This is a genomic window from Nakamurella multipartita DSM 44233 (assembly GCF_000024365.1).
In the GTDB taxonomy this organism is placed as follows: Bacteria; Actinomycetota; Actinomycetes; order Mycobacteriales; family Nakamurellaceae; genus Nakamurella; species Nakamurella multipartita.
Genome location: NC_013235.1, coordinates 1,954,054 through 1,971,741 on the forward strand (window position 1 = coordinate 1,954,054; position 17,688 = coordinate 1,971,741).

At 70.9% G+C, this 17,688-nt stretch carries 16 protein-coding genes and 2 tRNA genes; 10 read left to right on the forward strand and 8 right to left on the reverse strand.

Annotated elements, in window-relative coordinates; genetic code table 11:
- Window positions 1–120 precede the first annotated feature (120 nt).
- The 3 genes from exaC to trpS all read left to right on the forward strand — a co-directional run bounded on the left by exaC (window position 121) and on the right by trpS (window position 3,444).
- The gene (gene exaC / locus NAMU_RS08880) at window positions 121–1,644 is read left to right on the forward strand and encodes an acetaldehyde dehydrogenase ExaC (RefSeq protein WP_015747071.1); all 1,524 of its coding nucleotides are present in this window, start codon (window positions 121–123) and stop codon (window positions 1,642–1,644) included.
- A gap of 11 nt (window positions 1,645–1,655) precedes the next feature.
- A complete protein-coding gene (locus NAMU_RS08885; RefSeq protein ID WP_052307867.1) occupies window positions 1,656–2,090 on the forward strand; it encodes a DUF779 domain-containing protein in 435 nt (144 codons plus the stop codon).
- Window positions 2,091–2,388: 298 nt separating this feature from the next.
- Window positions 2,389–3,444 (forward strand): tryptophan--tRNA ligase, encoded by a 1,056-nt coding sequence (gene trpS / locus NAMU_RS08890; protein ID WP_015747073.1) that lies wholly within the window; start codon window positions 2,389–2,391, stop codon window positions 3,442–3,444.
- An 88-nt stretch (window positions 3,445–3,532) separates the two neighbouring features.
- On the opposite strand, the gene NAMU_RS08895 is transcribed toward trpS, so the two are convergent.
- Together NAMU_RS08895 and orn are read right to left on the reverse strand one after the other, a co-directional pair.
- Window positions 3,533–3,605 (reverse strand) — tRNA-His (locus NAMU_RS08895).
- A gap of 44 nt (window positions 3,606–3,649) precedes the next feature.
- Window positions 3,650–4,288 (reverse strand): oligoribonuclease, encoded by a 639-nt coding sequence (gene orn / locus NAMU_RS08900; RefSeq protein ID WP_015747074.1) that lies wholly within the window; start codon window positions 4,286–4,288, stop codon window positions 3,650–3,652.
- 71 nt (window positions 4,289–4,359) lie between these two features.
- On the opposite strand from orn, the gene NAMU_RS08905 reads away from it, so the two are divergent.
- The 3 genes from NAMU_RS08905 (at window position 4,360) to NAMU_RS08915 (ending at window position 8,183) form a co-directional block, all read left to right on the forward strand.
- Window positions 4,360–6,027 (forward strand): helicase HerA-like domain-containing protein, encoded by a 1,668-nt coding sequence (locus NAMU_RS08905; protein ID WP_015747075.1) that lies wholly within the window; start codon window positions 4,360–4,362, stop codon window positions 6,025–6,027.
- Between the two features lie 91 nt (window positions 6,028–6,118).
- A complete protein-coding gene (locus tag NAMU_RS08910) occupies window positions 6,119–6,892 on the forward strand; it encodes a hypothetical protein (RefSeq protein WP_015747076.1) in 774 nt (257 codons plus the stop codon).
- Window positions 6,893–6,983: 91 nt separating this feature from the next.
- Window positions 6,984–8,183: a low temperature requirement protein A gene (locus tag NAMU_RS08915; protein ID WP_015747077.1), complete on the forward strand. Its 1,200-nt coding sequence runs from the start codon at window positions 6,984–6,986 to the stop codon at window positions 8,181–8,183.
- Between the two features lie 45 nt (window positions 8,184–8,228).
- Here NAMU_RS08915 and NAMU_RS08920 read toward each other — a convergent pair whose 3' ends face one another.
- Window positions 8,229–8,528 (reverse strand): DUF3040 domain-containing protein, encoded by a 300-nt coding sequence (locus tag NAMU_RS08920; protein ID WP_015747078.1) that lies wholly within the window; start codon window positions 8,526–8,528, stop codon window positions 8,229–8,231.
- Between the two features lie 161 nt (window positions 8,529–8,689).
- Here NAMU_RS08920 and NAMU_RS08925 point away from each other — a divergent pair, with 161 nt between their 5' ends.
- Complete coding sequence (locus NAMU_RS08925; protein WP_015747079.1) at window positions 8,690–9,667, forward strand: siderophore-interacting protein; 978 nt, start codon at window positions 8,690–8,692, stop codon at window positions 9,665–9,667.
- Here the strand turns inward: NAMU_RS08925 and NAMU_RS08930 are convergent.
- Window positions 9,627–12,407 (reverse strand): hypothetical protein, encoded by a 2,781-nt coding sequence (locus NAMU_RS08930; protein WP_052307868.1) that lies wholly within the window; start codon window positions 12,405–12,407, stop codon window positions 9,627–9,629. The genes NAMU_RS08925 and NAMU_RS08930 overlap by 41 nt on opposite strands.
- 345 nt (window positions 12,408–12,752) lie before the next feature.
- Between NAMU_RS08930 and NAMU_RS08935 the strand changes: the two genes are divergently transcribed.
- A tRNA-Arg gene (locus tag NAMU_RS08935) sits at window positions 12,753–12,826 on the forward strand.
- Window positions 12,827–12,833: 7 nt separating this feature from the next.
- Here NAMU_RS08935 and NAMU_RS08940 read toward each other — a convergent pair.
- Window positions 12,834–13,865 (reverse strand): helix-turn-helix transcriptional regulator, encoded by a 1,032-nt coding sequence (locus tag NAMU_RS08940; protein WP_086008569.1) that lies wholly within the window; start codon window positions 13,863–13,865, stop codon window positions 12,834–12,836.
- Window positions 13,866–13,955: 90 nt separating this feature from the next.
- Between NAMU_RS08940 and NAMU_RS08945 the strand changes: the two genes are divergently transcribed.
- Complete coding sequence (locus NAMU_RS08945; RefSeq protein WP_015747082.1) at window positions 13,956–14,357, forward strand: VOC family protein; 402 nt, start codon at window positions 13,956–13,958, stop codon at window positions 14,355–14,357.
- A 429-nt stretch (window positions 14,358–14,786) separates the two neighbouring features.
- Here the strand turns inward: NAMU_RS08945 and NAMU_RS08950 are convergent, their stop codons facing one another.
- Window positions 14,787–15,326, reverse strand: coding sequence for a hypothetical protein (locus tag NAMU_RS08950; protein ID WP_138180041.1), 540 nt, complete (start codon window positions 15,324–15,326; stop codon window positions 14,787–14,789).
- A 109-nt stretch (window positions 15,327–15,435) separates the two neighbouring features.
- Here NAMU_RS08950 and NAMU_RS29155 point away from each other — a divergent pair, with 109 nt between their 5' ends.
- A complete protein-coding gene (locus NAMU_RS29155; protein WP_015747084.1) occupies window positions 15,436–15,726 on the forward strand; it encodes a hypothetical protein in 291 nt (96 codons plus the stop codon).
- Between the two features lie 94 nt (window positions 15,727–15,820).
- Here the strand turns inward: NAMU_RS29155 and NAMU_RS08955 are convergent, their stop codons facing one another.
- The gene (locus NAMU_RS08955; protein WP_015747085.1) at window positions 15,821–16,651 is read right to left on the reverse strand and encodes a class F sortase; all 831 of its coding nucleotides are present in this window, start codon (window positions 16,649–16,651) and stop codon (window positions 15,821–15,823) included.
- Window positions 16,651–17,430: an LPXTG cell wall anchor domain-containing protein gene (locus NAMU_RS08960; RefSeq protein ID WP_217180794.1), complete on the reverse strand. Its 780-nt coding sequence runs from the start codon at window positions 17,428–17,430 to the stop codon at window positions 16,651–16,653. The genes NAMU_RS08955 and NAMU_RS08960 overlap by 1 nt, the downstream gene beginning before the upstream one ends.
- Between the last annotated feature and the right edge of the window lie 258 nt (window positions 17,431–17,688).

Consider the following 17,688-nt stretch of genomic DNA (forward strand, 5'->3'; position numbering starts at 1 on the left):
GGTGAGCGCGATCACGTGATCGCGCTCACCCGCGCGCAACGTTGGCGCAACGATGCCGTTTCTACGGTTCCTCCATCGCACGGCCCAGGTGGGCCGTGGGGAAGCGACAAGGAGGTCGATGTGACGGTCTATGCAGCTCCGGGGCAGCCGGGCAGCAAGGTCAGCTTCAAGCCCCGCTACGAGAACTACATCGGTGGCGAGTGGACGCCGCCGGTCAAGGGCCAGTACTTCGAGAACGTCACCCCGGTAACCGGCCAGGTGTTCACCGAGGTCGCGCGGTCCACCGCGGAAGATGTCGAGCTGGCGCTGGATGCCGCGCACAACGCCGCTCCCTCATGGGGCAAGACGTCGGTGGCCGAGCGCTCGGTCATCCTGAACAAGATCGCCGACCGCATCGAGGCCAACCTGGAGACCATCGCGGTCGCCGAGACCTGGGACAACGGCAAGCCGGTCCGCGAGACCCTGGCCGCCGACATCCCGCTGGCCATCGATCATTTCCGCTACTTCGCGGGCGCCATCCGGGCCCAGGAAGGCTCGATCTCGCAGATCGACGCGGACACCGTGGCCTATCACTTCCAGGAGCCGTTGGGCGTTGTCGGCCAGATCATCCCCTGGAACTTTCCGATCCTGATGGCCGTCTGGAAGCTGGCGCCCGCGCTGGCCGCCGGTAACGCGGTCGTGCTCAAGCCGGCCGAGCAGACCCCCGCCTCGATCCTGGTGCTGCTGGAGATCATCGGGGACCTGCTGCCGCCCGGCGTGGTCAACGTCGTCAACGGGTTCGGTGTGGAGGCCGGCAAGCCGCTGGCGTCCTCCAAGCGGATCCGCAAGATCGCCTTCACCGGTGAGACCACCACCGGCCGGCTGATCATGCAGTACGCGTCCGAGAACCTGATCCCGGTCACCCTGGAGTTGGGCGGCAAGTCGCCCAACATCTTCTTCGAGGACGTCGCCGCGCAGCGGGACGCGTTCTACGACAAGGCGCTCGAGGGCTTCACCATGTTCGCGCTGAACCAGGGTGAGGTGTGCACGTGCCCGTCCCGGGCGCTGATCCAGTCCTCGATCTACACCGACTTCCTGGCCGACGCGGTGGCCCGGACCGAGAAGGTCATCCAGGGCAACCCGCTGGACACCACGACGATGATCGGCGCGCAGGCCTCCAACGATCAGCTGGAGAAGATCCTGTCCTACATCGAGATCGGCAAGGCCGAGGGGGCCAAGGTCCTGACCGGCGGCGAGCGCACCATCCTCGAAGGCGATCTGGCCGGGGGCTTCTACGTCCAGCCGACGATCTTCGAGGGCGACAACTCGATGCGGGTCTTCCAGGAGGAGATCTTCGGTCCGGTCGTGGCCGTGACCTCGTTCGCCGATCCCGACGACGCCCTCAAGATCGCCAACGACACCCTGTACGGGCTGGGCGCCGGGGTGTGGACCCGCAGCGGGGCCCAGGCCTACGCGACCGGTCGTGGCATCGAGGCCGGCCGGGTGTGGACGAACTGCTACCACCAGTACCCCGCGCACGCGGCGTTCGGCGGTTACAAGCAGTCCGGCATCGGCCGGGAGAACCACCACATGATGCTCGACCACTACCAGCAGACCAAGAACCTGCTCGTGTCCTACGCCCAGAGCGCGGTCGGATTCTTCTGATGCCGCAGCGCATGTCGGCGGACTCGGGTCAACCGGCGGCCGGTGCCACGGCGCCGGAGCCGGTGGCCCGGGTCGCGCTGACGCCCAAGGCGGTGGCCCTGCTGTCCGAGCTCACCCAGCTGCACGGACCGCTGATGTTCCACCAGTCCGGCGGGTGCTGCGACGGGTCGGCGCCGATGTGCTACCCGCTGGGCGAGTTCCGGGTCGGTGGCGCCGACGTCCGTCTGGCCGAGCTGGATGCCGGCCTGGCGCAGGCCATCCCGTTCTGGATGTCGCAGTCCCAGTTCGAGTACTGGAGCCACACCCACCTGACCGTGGACGTGGTGCCCGGTCGGGGGAGTGGCTTCAGCGTGGAATCGCCGACGGGACAACGATTCCTGATTCGATCCCGGTTGTTCACCGACGAGGAGTCCGCGCGGCTCCCGGCGGTGGTCAGCGGCGGCTAGGTCAGCGAGGCCGCCGCCACGCAGTCTTCCGGTCGCCGTGCCGGGCAGCCACGGCACGGCGACCGGAGTCCAGCGACGGACCCTGGTGCACCCGGGGCAGCACCTGCTACCGTCGCGGGCATGACCTCCGAGTTCTCCTCGCACCAGTCCTGGTGGCGGAACGCCTGACGGCGTTCCGTGATGTCCCCGACCTCCGGCCGCCGCAGCGCGGCCGTCGTGGACCTGCTCCACATCGCATCCCCTCTTTCGGTGAATGCGGGCGACCGTCGCGGTGGCCCTGCCCCGAAGGAGCCCCGGCATGACTGCCGTCCTCACCCCCACCGACGTCCACCGCGCACCCGAACCGCTTGAGCAACGAATCCGCCGTCACCCGCACACGTTTCGCGTGCTCTCGGGCGATCGACCCACCGGTGCGCTGCATCTGGGCCACTATCTGGGCACTTTGCGCAACCGGGTCCAGCTGCAGAACCTCGGCGTGCCCGTCGTCGTCGTCATCGCCGACTATCAGGTCATCACGGACCGCTCGGATCTCGGGCCGGTCCGCGACCGGGTGCGCACCCTGGTCGCCGAATACCTGGCCGCCGGGCTCGATCCGGCCCGCAGCGTGATCTTTCCGCACTCCGCGGTCGCGGCCCTGAACCAGCTGATGCTGCCATTTCTGTCGCTGGTCACCGACGCCGAACTGCGCCGCAACCCCACCGTCAAGGCCGAGGCACTGGCATCCCGGCGGCCGTTGGGCGGGCTGCTGCTGACCTACCCGGTGCATCAGGCGGCCGACATCCTGGGGGTGGGCGGCACGGTCGTGCCGGTGGGGCGTGACCAGCTCCCGCACCTGGAGCTGACCCGGGTCATCGCCCGGCGGTTCAACGAGCGCTACGGGCCGGTGTTCGCCCTGCCCGAGCCGTTGCTGAGCGGCACGCCGAACCTGCTGGGTACCGACGGCGCGAAGATGTCCAAGACCCGCGGCAACACGATCGCCCTGGGTGACACCGCGGACCGGACCGCAGCGATCGTCCGGGCCGCGCAGACCGACTCGACCCGCCGGATCACCTTCGAACCGACCAGTCGACCCCAGGTTGCCAACCTGCTGGCGATCATCGGCGAGATCACCGGTCGCGACCCGGCAGCGGTCGCCGACGAGATCGGGGACGGGGGAGCGGCCGAGCTCAAACGGCAGGCCATCGAGACCATCAACGAGGAGCTGGCACCGCTGCGGCGCCGCCGCGCCGAGCTGCTCGCCGATCCGGTCCAGTTGGACGGGGTGCTGCTCGACGGCATCGCGGCGGCGACCGCCGTGGCCGGGGACACCCTGGCTCGGGTGCGCAGTGCGATGGGGATGGACTACCTGCGATGACGACCATGACGGGCGGGAGGAAAAAGGGCGAGGTCCGTACCGGACCAGAGGAGATCCTCTGGTCGAGGTACGAACCTCGCCCCATCAGGGTGAGCGACGGGACTTGAACCCGCGACCACCGGCACCACAAGCCGGGGCTCTACCAACTGAGCTACGCTCACCACGACCTGCGCACCGCACCAGCGGCACGCGGACCCGGAGGAGTCTACAGGCTCTCCGGGGGTGGCATGACCACAGTCCCGGCGTACCGCGCCGAGACCTCGGTGGCCGCGGTCAGCACCTGTTCGCCGGTCGGGCCGGGCGCGGGGACGAACGCCGTGCCCCGGTAGTAGGCCAGTTCCCGGATCGACTCGGTGATGTCGGTCAACGCCCGATGGGACATGACCTTGGCCGGCTGGCCGAAATAGATCCGCGGATACCAGCGCCGGCACAGCTCCTTGATGCTGGACACATCGACCATCCGGTAGTGCAGGTAGTCGTCCAGCAGCGGCATGTCGCGGGCAATGAAGCCGCGGTCGGTGGCGATCGAGTTGCCGGCCAACGGCGCCGACTTCGGCTCCGGGACGAACTCCCGGATGTAGTCCAGCACGAGCTGCTCGGCCTGCGCCATGGTCACCGTCGACTCCCGCACCCGGTCGGTGAGCCCCGACTTGGCGTGCATCTCGGTGACCACCTGGGGCATGGCGGCCAGGGCCGCGTCATCGGCGTGGATGACCACGTCGACGCCCTCGCCCAGGATGTTCAGGTCGCTGTCGGTCACCAGGGCGGCAATCTCGATGAGTTTGTCGGTGCCCAGATCCAGGCCCGTCATCTCGCAGTCCACCCACACCAGTCGATCATTCACGGTTGCTGACAGTAGACCCGTGGTCCGACAGGACCGTTAGGCTCCGGGTCGACACCGGATCGGGGGCGCCAGTGACGACACCAGCAGCGGCGGCGGAGCAGGCCGCCCAGCGCATCGCACACGGATATGACACGACAGCGCCGGCCGTCGTGGTCGGGTCGGTGGTCATCGACCAGACGGCCGAACCCACCGCCCTGGTCCGGATCCCGCTGTCCATGTTCAACCGGCACGGCCTGGTCGCCGGCGCGACCGGCACCGGCAAGACCAAGACCCTGCAGGTGCTCGCCGAGCAGCTGTCCGCGGCCGGCGTCCCGGTCTTCATGCCTGACATCAAAGGCGACCTGACCGGGTTGGCCGTTTCCGGCGAACCCAACGCCAAGATCCAGCAGCGGGCCCGGGACACCGGCGACGACTGGGCGCCGGCCACCGTTCCGGTCGAGTTCCTCAGCCTGAACGGTCAGGGCACGGCCATCCCGGTGCGGGCCACGATCGACTCGTTCGGACCCATCCTGCTGTCCAAGGTGCTGGGCCTGAACGAGACCCAGGAGTCCACCCTCGGGTTGATCGTGCACTGGGCCGACCAACGCAACCTGCCGCTGCTGGACCTGAAGGACCTGCGCGCGGTGATCATGCACCTGACCAGCGACGAGGGGAAGGAGGACCTGCGCGGGCTGGGTGGGGTGTCCAAGGCCACCGCCGGAGTCATCCTGCGGGCGGTCACCAACCTCGACGCCCAGGGCGGCGACCGCTTCTTCGGTGAACCCGAGCTGCAGGTCGAGGACCTGCTGCGGGTGGGCGCCGACGGCCGCGGGATCGTCACCCTGTTCGAGGCCTCCGGGCTGCAGACCAACCCGGCCCTGTTCTCCACCTTCCTGATGTGGCTGCTGGCCGAGTTGTTCGAGCAGCTGCCCGAGGTCGGCGACGTCGACAAGCCCAAGCTGGTGTTCCTGTTCGACGAGGCGCATCTGCTGTTCGCCGACGCATCCAAGGCGTTCCTGCAGGCCGTGCAGCAGACGGTCAAACTCATCCGGTCCAAGGGTGTCGGGGTGTTCTTCTGCACCCAGCTGCCCACCGACGTGCCCGCCGCCGTGCTCTCCCAACTGGGCGCGCGGATCCAGCACGCCCTGCGCGCATTCACCCCGGACGACCAGAAGGCGCTCAAGGCCACGGTCAAGACGTACCCGATCACCCAGGACTACGACCTGTCGGCGGCGTTGACCTCGCTGGGCACCGGCGAGGCGATCGTCACCGTGCTGTCCGAAAAAGGCTCGCCCACCCCGGTCGCCTGGACCCGGGTGCGCGCCCCGCGGACATTGATGGCGCCGGCGCCGCCGGCGACCGTCGCCGCCGCGGTGGCCGCCTCACCACTGTTCGCCCGGTACGGATCGGACGTCGACCGCGAGTCGGCCTACGAGATGCTCACCGCGCGGCTCGCCCCGCCCGCCCCGACCCCGAGCGCGCCGGCCCCGAGCGCGCCGGCACCCTCGGGGTCCGCCGCGCCGCCGGCGCCCTCGCTCGGGCCCGACGGCTGGCCGAGCCTGACCCCGGAGCCGTACAACCCCTACCTGGACGAGCCGGCGCCGCCAACCACCCGGTCGCAGCCCTCGCCCGGATCGGGCAGCGGTCTGGGGGAGGTGCTGAGCAACCCGGCGGTCACCTCCTTCATGAAATCGCTGGGCAGTTCGCTCGGCGGGGCACTGGGCCGGTCGGTCTTCGGCACCCGCAAACGGCGCCGCTGACGGAACGAATCGTCCCGCCGGGACGTTCACCCGAAGGCGCGGCCGCGGCCACCACCGGCCGCCCATCGACAGCCGAAAGGGACTGACAAACGTGGACTCGCTCCTGTGGATCGTGATCATCGCGGCGATCGTCGTCGCCGGTGTGTGGTACATGCGCCAGCGGACAGTGACCGCCACCCGGTCGCTGGAGGACGCCCAGGCCGAGGCCCGCCGCTGGGTCGAGCGGCTCGGCGGGCAGGTCTACGCGCTGGACCCCCGCGACGATCCCGCCGCCAAGCAGGCCCTGGCCGACGCCTCCGAGCGCTACACGGCCGCGGGCTCCCAGGTCGAGCAGGCCAAGTCGGTGCAGCAGTACCGGCTCGCCCAGCAGACCGCCTACGAAGGCCTCTACTACGTCCGGGCTGCGCGCACCTCGCTGGGCCTGGACCCCGGCCCCGAGCTGCCGGCGATCCCCGGCCAGGAGCGGGCCGGCGCGGTCACCGAGGCGCGCGCGGTCACCGTCGAGGGCCATGAGTACGAGGCGTCGCCGACGCCGGGTCGGGGCACCCAGCACTACTACCCGGGTGGCATGGTCGCCGGCCGGCCGGTGCCCCGCGGCTGGTACTCCGAACCCTGGTGGAAGCCGGCCCTGGTCGCCGGCGCCTGGGGGGTGGGCACCTACCTCGTGGCCTCGACCCTGTTCGCCGGCATGGCCGGGGCGAACTTCGACGCCGGGTACGACGCCGGGTACGCCGACGCCGCCGGAGACGGTGGGGACATGGGCGGGGACAACGGTGGCGACATGGGCGGGGACGCCGGTGGCTACGACTCGGGTGGCTACGACTCGGGTGGTTTTGACGGCGGGGGCTTCGACGGCGGGTTCTGAGTCGGGCACCCGGTCGCGGAGGAGCTGACCACCGCCCGCCACCGGGTGATTAGGGTCTACGCATGCACGGGCAGCATGCGCAGGCGGCGAGATGAGCCATCCAGTGATCCGGCGGGCCTGGTACGTCCCGATGCGGGCACGGCCGGCGGAGGAGAGCCACCGGGTCTCCACCCCGCTGGAGCTGCTGTTCGACCTGTGTTTCGTGGTCGCCGTCGCCCAGGCGGCGGCCGGGCTGGACCACGGGTTCATCGAGAACCACGTCGGATCGGCGATTCTGGCCTACCTGATGACGTTCTTCGCCATCTGGTGGGCGTGGATGAACTTCACCTGGTTCGCCTCGGCGTACGACACCGACGACGTGCCGTACCGGCTGCTCGTGCTCGTGCAGATCGCCGGCTCGCTGGTCATCGCGGCCGGCGTGCCTCGGGTCTTCGCCGACAACGACTTCACCGTCATCGTCATCGGGTACGTGATCATGCGACTGGCCACGGTCAGCCAATGGTTGCGGGCGGCGGCCGCCGATCCGCCCCGGCGACGGACGGCCACCCGGTACGCGGTCGGAGTGGCCGCGGTGCAGGTGTTCTGGGTGGCCTTGCTGCTGGTGCCGTCGAGCTGGGTCCTGGCCGGGTTCGCCGTCGGCGTGCTGCTCGAGCTGTCGGTGCCGATCGTCGCCGAGCGGCCGACCCCGACCACGTACCACCCGCACCACATCGCCGAGCGCTACGGGCTGTTCACGGTGATCGTGCTCGGCGAGTCGGTCACCGCGGCCACCCTGGCCTTCCAGTCGGCGATGGACCGGTCGGGTCATTCGGCGACCATCATCGGCATGGCCGCGGCGGCCGTGATCACCATGTTCTGCCTGTGGTGGGTCTACTTCGACCACGAATCGGTCCCCGAGATCAACGCGGCCCGGGCGGCGTTCCTGTGGGGCTACGGCCACTACCTGCTGTTCGCCGCGGCTGCAGCCGTAGGGGCCGGGCTGGTCGTGGCGGTGGCCTACGAGGAGCAGGAGACCCACGGCATCAGCTACGTCGTGTCCGCGGCGGCGACCACCGTGCCGGTGACGATCTTCCTGCTGGTGATCACGGCATTGCGGGCGCAGCCCGGGCGGCCGCGGATCATCCCGGTGGCCACCTCGATCGCCGCCGCGGTGGTGCTGGCCGACACCTTCGTGCCGGCCCCGCTCTACCTGACCGCCGGTGTGTTGGTGGCGCTGGTGGCCGTGCTGACCGCGGCGACCCGCACGCGGGCCGGGGCATCGCCCGATGCTCCGCCGGCGGCCGACTCCTGATCAGCGGACGCCTGATCAGCGGACTCCTGATCAGCGGACGCCTAGTCAGCCGATGCCGGGTTGCGGCGGGTTCAGCTCACGGGCCATCAGCAGGGCCCGCACCATCAGCCCGACACCGGCGGCGGCCACGGCCATCCCGACCGATTCGCTTCCGCTGACGGCGGCGGCGCCCATCACCATGACGGCGGTGCCGGCCAGCAGCATCAGCAAGCAGCGGACGATGCCGCGCCGCCGGGCCCGCTCGGCCGCGGGCCCGTCGAGGCGGGCCGACCAGGACGGATCGGCGGCGCGGACGTGGGCCTCGATCTCGTCCAGGCGGACCTGCTCGTCGGGTGACAGCGGCATCGAACTCACATCCTCACGGCCGGGCGCGGATCGGCCCGATCACCTCTTTCATGGTGCCGCCGCCCGCGGCCGCCGCGGCGGCCCCGACCGGGCGAACCGCTGCGATCTTCGCCACGCGGGGCCAGGCTGGCGATTCCGGTCAGGCCCGTCATACTTAGGTAATGCAAACCTTAGATAATGTCGAGGCCACGGTGGCGGTCGAGCCGGGTCGACCGGCCTACCGACCGTTCCTGGTGCGGGTCAGCCGGGTCTGCCGGCTCAGCCCGTCCTTTCGCCAGGTGACCTTCGCCGCGCCGGAGTTGCGTGAGTTCGGTGACGACGGTCTGGACCAGCGGATCAAGCTGATCCTGCCGGAGGGGGCGCGCGGGTTGGACGGCCTGGGCATCGGAGCGGGGTCCTCCGCCGACGCCCAGTGGTACGGGCGATGGCGCGCCTTGCCCGACGAGCGCCGCCCGGCGCTGCGCACCTACACCGTGCGCCGCGCCCGGCCTCGCGACGCCGAGGTCGACGTCGTGCTGGTCGATCACGAGTCGGCGCCGGGGACGGCAGGTCCGGCGATCCGTTGGCTGCGGGCGGCGGTGCCCGGCGACCAGGTGGTGCTGGTCGGCCCGGATGCCCGCAGCCCGGACCGGCACCAGGGCATCGACTGGCGCCCCGGCGCGGCGACCCGGCTGCTCCTGGCCGGTGACGAGACGGCCGCACCGGCGATCGTGGGGATTCTGGAGAGTCTGGCCGGCCGCCCGGACGTGAGCGCCCGAGCGTTCGTCGAGGTGCCCGACGGCCGCGATCGGCTGCCCGCGGAGGTGCCGGCCACTGCCCGTATCCAGTGGCTGGCCCGCGGACCCCGGGCGACCGGCGCGCTGCTCGGGCCGGCGGTCACCGACTGGCTGGACGGTCACGCCCGCTGGGTGGACGCGGTCCGGGTGGCCGGCGAGCAGCCCCTGGAGGACGTCGACGTCGACCGGGAACTGTTGTGGGACAGCCCGGATCCGGCCGGCCAGGGGTTCTACGCGTGGATGGCCGGGGAGGCCGCCGCGGTCAAGGCGCTGCGCCGGGCGATCGTCACCGACCGGGGCGTCGACCGGCGGCAGGTCGCGTTCATGGGGTACTGGCGGCGGGGGCAGGCCGAGCGCAACTGAGCCGGATCTTTTCGGCGCCGGCGGGTGGGGTGACCGCGGGATCGTCGACGCGGGCGGTCAGAGCGGCGGCGGCCGCTGCGCCCAGGGCTCGTCCGAGCGCGGTGTAGGCGCCGTACTGGCCGTCGTCGAACCACTGGTCGGCGGTGCTGTCGTGCGGAAAGACCGGGTTGTCCACCGCATACGCCTGCAGCTGGTACGGAAGGCTGGGCCAGAGCAGCGCTTTGGCCACCACCAGGGTGCCGGTGCGCCGGTCCGCGGGCAGCCCCGACTCCGGCGGGTAGGTGAATCGCACCCTCATCACGCCGGTTTCGGACATCCGTTGGTCCAGGCCGGGCAGGCTCGGCCGGTCGGTGGGCGGCTTGCCGGACCCGGGGGTGGTGGCGAAGGGCGCGTCGTCCAGGTGGACCCGCACCCCCAGCTCCTGGTAGGCCAGGCCGACCACCTGGGCGACGGTGGCGGCCACGGGTGGGCTGTCGGCGCTGGCGTCGATGCAGCAGATGGTGGTGCACCGGCGGCGGAACAGTTCGATCAGGCCGAGGTTGTCGTAGAAGCCGCCATCACTGACCTGGACCAGCGGCGCCCCGGCGGGGTGGGCGCCGAACAGTTCGCGCAGCAGGTAGCTCATGCGCCGGACCCGGGGCAGCCCCGGTTCGTACCAGGCGCGGCCCCCGCGCCCGGTCTGACCGGTGAGGAAGCCCGGGTTGGGCATCCACGCGCCCAGCCGCAGACCACTGACGGCGAACAGTGCCTCATACCACTTGGCGTTCTGGGTGCCGACCGAGGCGGCCAGGGCGGCGCCGCTCAGAGCGACCGCACCCTGCACGGTGAGGTCGCGTTGCAGCCGCGGGGACAGCTGCCGCTCCAACTTGCTGGTCGGCACATAACCGACTTCCGGCCCACCGACGAACTCGCTGCTGAAGGTGTAGGAGACCCGGTTGGCGCCGGCCGGGGTGCGACCGTCGCCGACCGTGGCCGAGGCGGCGAAGATGACCTCGGGAAACTGCCGGGCCACGGCCGGCGCGACGACGCCGTAGCGGGACAGCGTGGTGCGCTCGGCCGGTGCCAACGGCACCGCCAGAGCGGGCTCGCCGGGCCGCCGGACCGACCGGACGGCGAACGTCCGGGCCAGTCGCCGGCGGTAGAACGGGTGCAGGCTCAACGTGGTCTCGTCGACGAAACCACCCAGGAACACGACGACGAGCAACACCAGGACGGCGCCGACCCAGTCGCCCGTGTGGTCGGCGCCCAGGACCGTCGTCGCCGCGCCGCCGAACAACAGCAGCCAGCATGCCGCCAATGCGCCCAAAGCCAGGATGACCAGCAGGATCTGGCCGACGCCGCGGGGCACGGCCTGCGGGATCTGCGGCGAATCATCGGTGAGGTACTTGCGATGTCGCCAGAGCAGGGCGGCCAGGCTCGCGCCGTAGGTGATGAGCACGGCTCCGACCGAGCCGCCCAGGGCGGCCGTCCGATCGCCCAGGCTCAGGATCCAGGCCGCCGCCCAGATCACCGCGGGCAGGCCCAGAGTGAGCGCAACGACGGACCAGAACACCAGGCCGATGGCGGGAGTCGCCCAGTTCAGCGCGTGACGCAGCCGGTGGGCAAGGCCGGGTCGGCCGGACGGATCGCAGTGGGCGGCCGCCCACTGCGCACCCAGCCAGCTCAGCACAACGAGCAGCGCGACGGCGGCGATCGCGATCCAGGTGGTGCGGGCCTCCGCGGCGAACTCCAGGCGCGTGGTCGTCCCGTCCGCGGCGACCCGCAGTGAGGTGAGGGGGACCCGGTTGAGGAAGCAGCCGGCCAGGACACCGAGCGCGATCGCCGGGCCGAACAGCAGCACCAGATTCAGCAGCAGGTGCCGCATCAGCAGCCCGAGGGCGACCAGCACCTCGACCGGGTTGGCCGCGAGATAGCTTGCGTGCCTGCGGATATGGTCCTCCTCGGGGCTACCCTCGACGAAGGCCAGACGAGGATCTCGCAGGACCGTCTCGTCGCCGGTGGGGGCCGGCCCGGCCGCGGTCAGCGCCTGCTGAAAGGCCCCCGCGACGAATCCGCCGCCGGAGACGGCCACCAGGTACCGCGCGCGGTTGAGCACCTTCTCGCGCATGTCCGGGTCCTGGAAGGCGCCGAGCATGACGCTGGCGGCGCGGATCCCGCCCCCGGACAGGCCGACGCCGATCCGGTCGCCGACGGCGGCGTCCAGGGCCTGCAGGTCCGGGCCCCGGCCGGTGTCGTACCCGCGGCGCCACCGGGTCCGGGGACCGGCCTCGGCCGGGCCCGTCGGGACGGTCGGTCCCGGTTCCGCGGCCAGCCCCGGGCCGTCCGTCCTGACGTGCGCGCCCAGCCGCACCGCCGTCAACCCGAGTCCGGTGATCGCCACCAGACTGGCCGGTAGGGCCGCGCCGACGGTGAGGACGCTGGCCACCGCGGCGGCGACCGGCTGGTCGAGCCCCGAGGCGAGGATGCCGGCGCACTCGCCGACGACCGCGAGGACGGCCGCCAGCCGGGCGAAGCCGGCGATCGCGCGGCAGTGCGGGTCGAAGACGACCTGTGTGGCCAGCACCGTGCCCAGGACCAGCGTGAGACCGAACCCCACGATGACGATCCAGTCGGCGGCGACCGCGGTCCGGGGATGTCCGGCCAACGTGTCGATGTCACGGCCCAGCGAGCCGCCGGCGAGCAGCGCGCCGATCGCGGACCCGCTCGCGACGACCGCCGCCACCAGCAGGCTCAGGGCCACGCCGGGGTGAGCCAGTCCGCGGCCGGGCCGACGACCGGGGTGCCTCCGGCGCGCGGTGGCCGGGGCACCCCGATCGACCGGCGCAGGGTTGCGTTGCAGCATCACGGTTCCATCCAGTCGACGATGACTGTCACCCAGCGGACGGTCGGATGTCCCCGAAAGATACAAAAACGGCCAAATCAGACAACCAGAGGTGAGCAGCCCCACCGCCGGTCGGATCGGATGGGGGATGTCGGTGGGCGGGCGTCACTCGCGGGCAGGGCCGACGCCATCGAGGCCGTGGCCCAGCCGTGACCGGCGCAGTGGACCCCCGCACCCTTCGCAGCCGTTAGGCTCATCGTTCATGCGCTCGTAGCTCAGCTGGATAGAGCAGGAGACTTCTAATCTCCCGGTCGCAGGTTCGAATCCTGCCGGGCGCGCTGGGCATCACGACGGGGTGGGCCGCTCCTGGTCGCAGCCGGCCATGGCCGCGAGGCTCGAGGCGGCGGCCCGGACGACGTCGCGCAATTCGGCCGGTTCATCGATGACGACCGGACACTCGAGAGCCAGCAACTTCGGGGGCAGCCAGTCGAGTCGTTGGGCGTGGATCGTCACCCGCCACCAACGGATCTCACTGTCCGCGCCGTCACCGAGCGGCTCGATGATCGCGAGGCCGGCGGGCAGGCGATCCCGGATGTGCTGGTAGCCGGCGCGCACGCGAAGGTCGATGCGGTACCGATAGTCGGCGCGGGCAAAACCCGCTAGCAGATCCTCGAGCGGTCGATGCTCGGCTGGCGCCGGGAAGGTGCCGCTCAGCGGGCGCAGCGCCCGCACCCGGTCGAGTCGAAAGGTGCGGCGCTGCCGGGACGATGAGTCCAGACCGACCAGGTACCAACGTCCCCGGTGCGCCACGAGATCATGGGGTTGCAGCGTGCGCCGGGTGAGGACGTCCTCGCCGGATCGGTAGTCCAGGGTCAGCGGGCGCCGCATCCGGACCGCATCGGCGGCGGTCAGCAGGATCTCGGGATCGGTGGCGGGCGCCGCATCGGGGCTGCCGACGACCGCCGCGGCGAGGAGGGCATCGGCGCGCGCGGCCAGACGCGCCGGCAGGCTCCGGCGGATTTTGGCGATCGCGGTGGCCGTCGCCGTGGCCGTGTGGCCGGTCGGGACGGTGCCGGAACCCGGTACGGCCAGCAGGCCGGCGAGCACGGCGACGGTCTCGTTCTCGTCGAGCATCAGCGGTGGCATCCGCCAGCCCGCCGCGATGCGATAACCGCCATAGCGGCCCGGCCGTGCCTCGATCGGGATGCCCAGATCGCGCAGCCGGTCGACCGTGCGGCGGATGGTCCGCTCGTCGACGTCGAAGCGTTCGGCGAGTTCCGTGGCCGTGCGGACCCCCGCGGATTGCAGAAGTTCGAGCACCTCGAGGGTGCGGGCGACGGGTGTCATGAGGGCGATTCTGCCGTCGAACCCGGACATGTTCTGCCCGGGTTCCTCCCTACCGTCGGCGGCGTCCCCGACCAGGGGCGACCCGCACCATGAACCCGCACCATGAAGGAGCCAGAACCCATGACCGCACTCGCCGCGACCCGCATCTTCACCGACGACGTGGACGCTCTGATCACGTTCTACGAGCGGATCACCGGCCTGACCGCGAACCGGCTTCATCCGCTGTTCGGTGAGATCACCACGCCCCGTGGGACGCTGGCCATCGCCAGCACCGACACGGTGCCGCTGCTCGGTCCGGGGTGCGCCCACGCCGGCGCGAACCGGAGCGTGTGCCTCGATTTCCTGGTCGACGATGTCGACGCGCTGCTCCCGGCGCTGCGGGAGGTCGTCAGCGACTTCGTCAGCGAGCCGACCGACCTGCCCTGGGGGAACCGGTCGGTGCTGTTCCGCGACCCCGATGGCAACCTGGTCAATTTCTTCACGCCCACGACACCGGCTGCGCGGCAGCGCTTCGGCCGGTGAGGGACCGCTCAGCCGCTGGCCGTTCCGGCGTGATCGACCCGTCTGGCTTCCGACTTCTGAGCCGGGGCAGGCGCCAGGCTTCCGGGGCCCGGTGATAGGTCTCGGCACTGGCAGATTCCCCCCGGGGTTGGCCGTGCGAGGCCGTCCGTCCACCGTGATCCGATCGCAAGGTCTGCACGTCGCTCTGACTGACGTGCCGGCGGCAAGGGAGTAATACCGGCCATGCCGGAACCGATCGTTCTTGATGAGCGGGCGTGCCAGGCCGAGCCGCCCCAGGACGCGGCAGGAAGGACGCGGGCCGACACGGTCCTCCGGCGCCCGGTGCGAGCCGTTGCCGATGCTACGACCAAGGCGGTACTCGCCCGGCGCGGAAGCCGGCACGGGTCACGCCCCCGGGTAGGGGGCGTGACCGGGATGCTGTCGTCCGGCTCAGGCCAGGGCGCCCAGCAGCTGATTCAGGAGGGCGACGATCTGGCTCAGGACCGTGCTGAGCGGCAGGGGGCCGTCCAGCAGTCCGGCGATCGCGCAGAGCAGGTTGCCAACCAGGTTGCCGGCTCCGGCCTGGGCGGTGAGGTTCAGGTGCACCGTGTCCAGATGCACCTGCAGGCCGAGCAGGTCAAGATTGAGCGGGCCAAGAACGAGGTCGAGAATCTGGCAGGAGCCGCTGCTCTGGGCCAGGTCGACCGGGATCGCCAGGTCCTGCGTGCCCTGGGTGACGGCGCCGCTGCCATCGGTGATGGTGCCGGTGAAGGAACCGACAGCCTGTGCGGTCCCGTCCGGTGCGGTGATGAACCTTTGTACGGCAAACGTGCCCTGGACAGCGCCGGAGCCGTCGGACAAGGTGCCGGTGAGCGGCGTCGTGGTGGGGTCGATGGTTGCCGGCTGGGTGGTTTGGTCGGCGGTGGCCGGGCCAGCGAGACCGATCGACAGCAGTGCCGCGACGGACAGTCCGATCAACACGGCCAGCATCTTCTTGATCATTGTGCATTCCTTCCCAGATGGACTGAAGAATCCAAGCGGTTCGTCTTGAGGCAATCTCCCTTCTCGCTCCGGCACCCGGCAGGAGCAGCTGTCCAGGTTGGACCAACTGGAACGGGAGATCGCGGTCGAGCGTGAACGGCTGAATCGGGCCAGCGGCGGAGAGTCGCGGAACGACAGCGGTCAACAGACGGACTCGGCGGTCGGTCACACAGATCGCGGCGATCGGCAGGCAGGGTCTGTTGCGCACGTCGACCTGCCGGAGCTGGAGGAGCGGGTGACCGAGAGCCAACGCGAGGCGTGGGCGCTTAATTACCAAGCGGGGGTCGCCGACGCACAGACCCGCACTGGCGAGCGGACCCTGAACCCGTTTCACCCACTGCGCGGCTGAGGGCACGCCCGCGCAGGTCGTCAGCGGCAGGACGGTCCGCGTTCGACCGCCCTGTGGTCTTCGATCTCGCTGGTGATGCTCGCGGGGACGCTGGTCAGCCTTCGTTCTGGTGGGCGTAGACGACGGTGTTGTTGAGGTAGCTGCCGGCACCGGAGTCGAAGTCGCCGCCGCAGGTGATAAGCCGGAGCTCCGGGCCGCTGGTGTTGCGGTACACCTGCAACGTGGGGAAGTCGCTCTTGGGGTAGGAAGCGACGGTGTCGACCGTGAAGGACACGGTGCTGCCGTCGGCTCGATCGACGAACACCTGGTCGCCGGCGGTGAGCGCGGCTAACTCGAAGAACACCGACGGCCCGTTGGCCGCGCTGTCGATGTGCCCTTCCAGGACGGCCGGGCCGACGTCGCCGGGGGCCGGAGATCCGTTGAACCAGGCGGCCTTGTCGTAGTCCGGGCCGGGTGCGGGCACGGCCAGCGACCCGTCCGGGGCCAGCCCCAGCTCGATGAGTTCGGTGTCGACCTCGATCGCCGGGATTCGCAGATGGATCGGGCGGGCCGCGGCCGGCGCCGAGGGGGCCGGTGCGGCGGCCGACTGTTCCGGGGGCTGCGAGGGTTGGGCGGTGGCCGTGGGGATGCCCGACACGGTCGTCGGCGGCGCGGTGTTTGCCGAGCCCGATCCCGGCGATCCGACCACGGTGCTCGGGACGGCGGAAGGGGAGCTGGTGGTCGGCGCCGGTGACCGCGTCGGGCTGGGTGCCGGCGCGGACGCCGCGGGGTTCGGGGCGCTCTGTTGGCTCAGCAGGCCGACGGTGAGCGCGGCGCCGCCGCCGAGCAACAGAACGATCCCGACGACGGCGATGAGGATGCTGCGGGGTGCTGGGCGGCGCCGGGCGATGGGGCCCTGACCCGACCGCCCGGCGTCGCCGGCCATCAGCTGTCGCTGCCGTGCGCGCGGCGCCGGTAGGTGAGCAGTCCGGCTCCACCGATCAGGGCGAGCCCGCCGACGGCCAGCAGCCCGGCATGCTCGACCCCGGCGGTGGACCCGCCACCGGTCTCCACGCCACCGGCGGGAATCCCGCTCATCTGCGACGCGGCCAGCACACCGCACAGGGCGGGGTCGGTGGCCTCGGTCGGCAGGGACGGGTCGAGGTCGGACGTGGTGTCGCCGCTGTACTTGCCGTCGCCGTTGTAGTCGACGCCGTGGATCACCACGACCGCTTCACCGCTGAGCACCTCATCGGCGACGGTGCTGGTGACCTCGATGGAACCCCGCTCGTACTGCAGGGTTCCACCCGGTGCGGTGTCGAACCGATCGACCGCGAGAGCGGAATTCGGTGAGGTGTCCCCGGTCTTGGTCAACGAGACCACGATCTCGCCGTAGGCGGGGCCACCTTCGCTGGTGTTGAGGTGCCCGTCGGCGTTGGCGTCGTCGCCGAGCGTGGGGCATTCATGCCGGGCATCGGCGCCGAAATGGATATGGGCGGCATGCGGCTGGTCGGCCAGCAGGCCGGTGGCGCCCATGTCGACCGTCAGCATCGTGCCGTCGACGGTGACCATGGCGGTGCCGTCGCCGTTCACCCCGTTGCCGGCGACCGGTTGCAGGTCGGCCTGCACCGACCCGGTGGCCGCGGCGGCCGGGATGGCGAACAGCACCATCGCCGCCATTCCGACAGCCGCACCCGTTGCTGCTCGGCGATACATCGATGTCATAGCCACTCCTTTGACGACCGGCGGCGAAGCCCGCGTGGCCCCGTCGAACTGCATCCGTGCTTGATACGGGTGGGCATTCGCAGCGGCGGCGGTCCCGGATTGGTGGGCCGCGGCGCGGATCCGAGTTCCGTCCGCGGCGGTGTGCGCCCAGCGACGCAAGCCCAACTCGCTGTTGATCATGGGAGGAGTGCTGTTGTGGCGCCGGGATACCGGCCTTCTACCCATGATCAACAGCGAGTTTGGTGGCGCCGTGGCGCT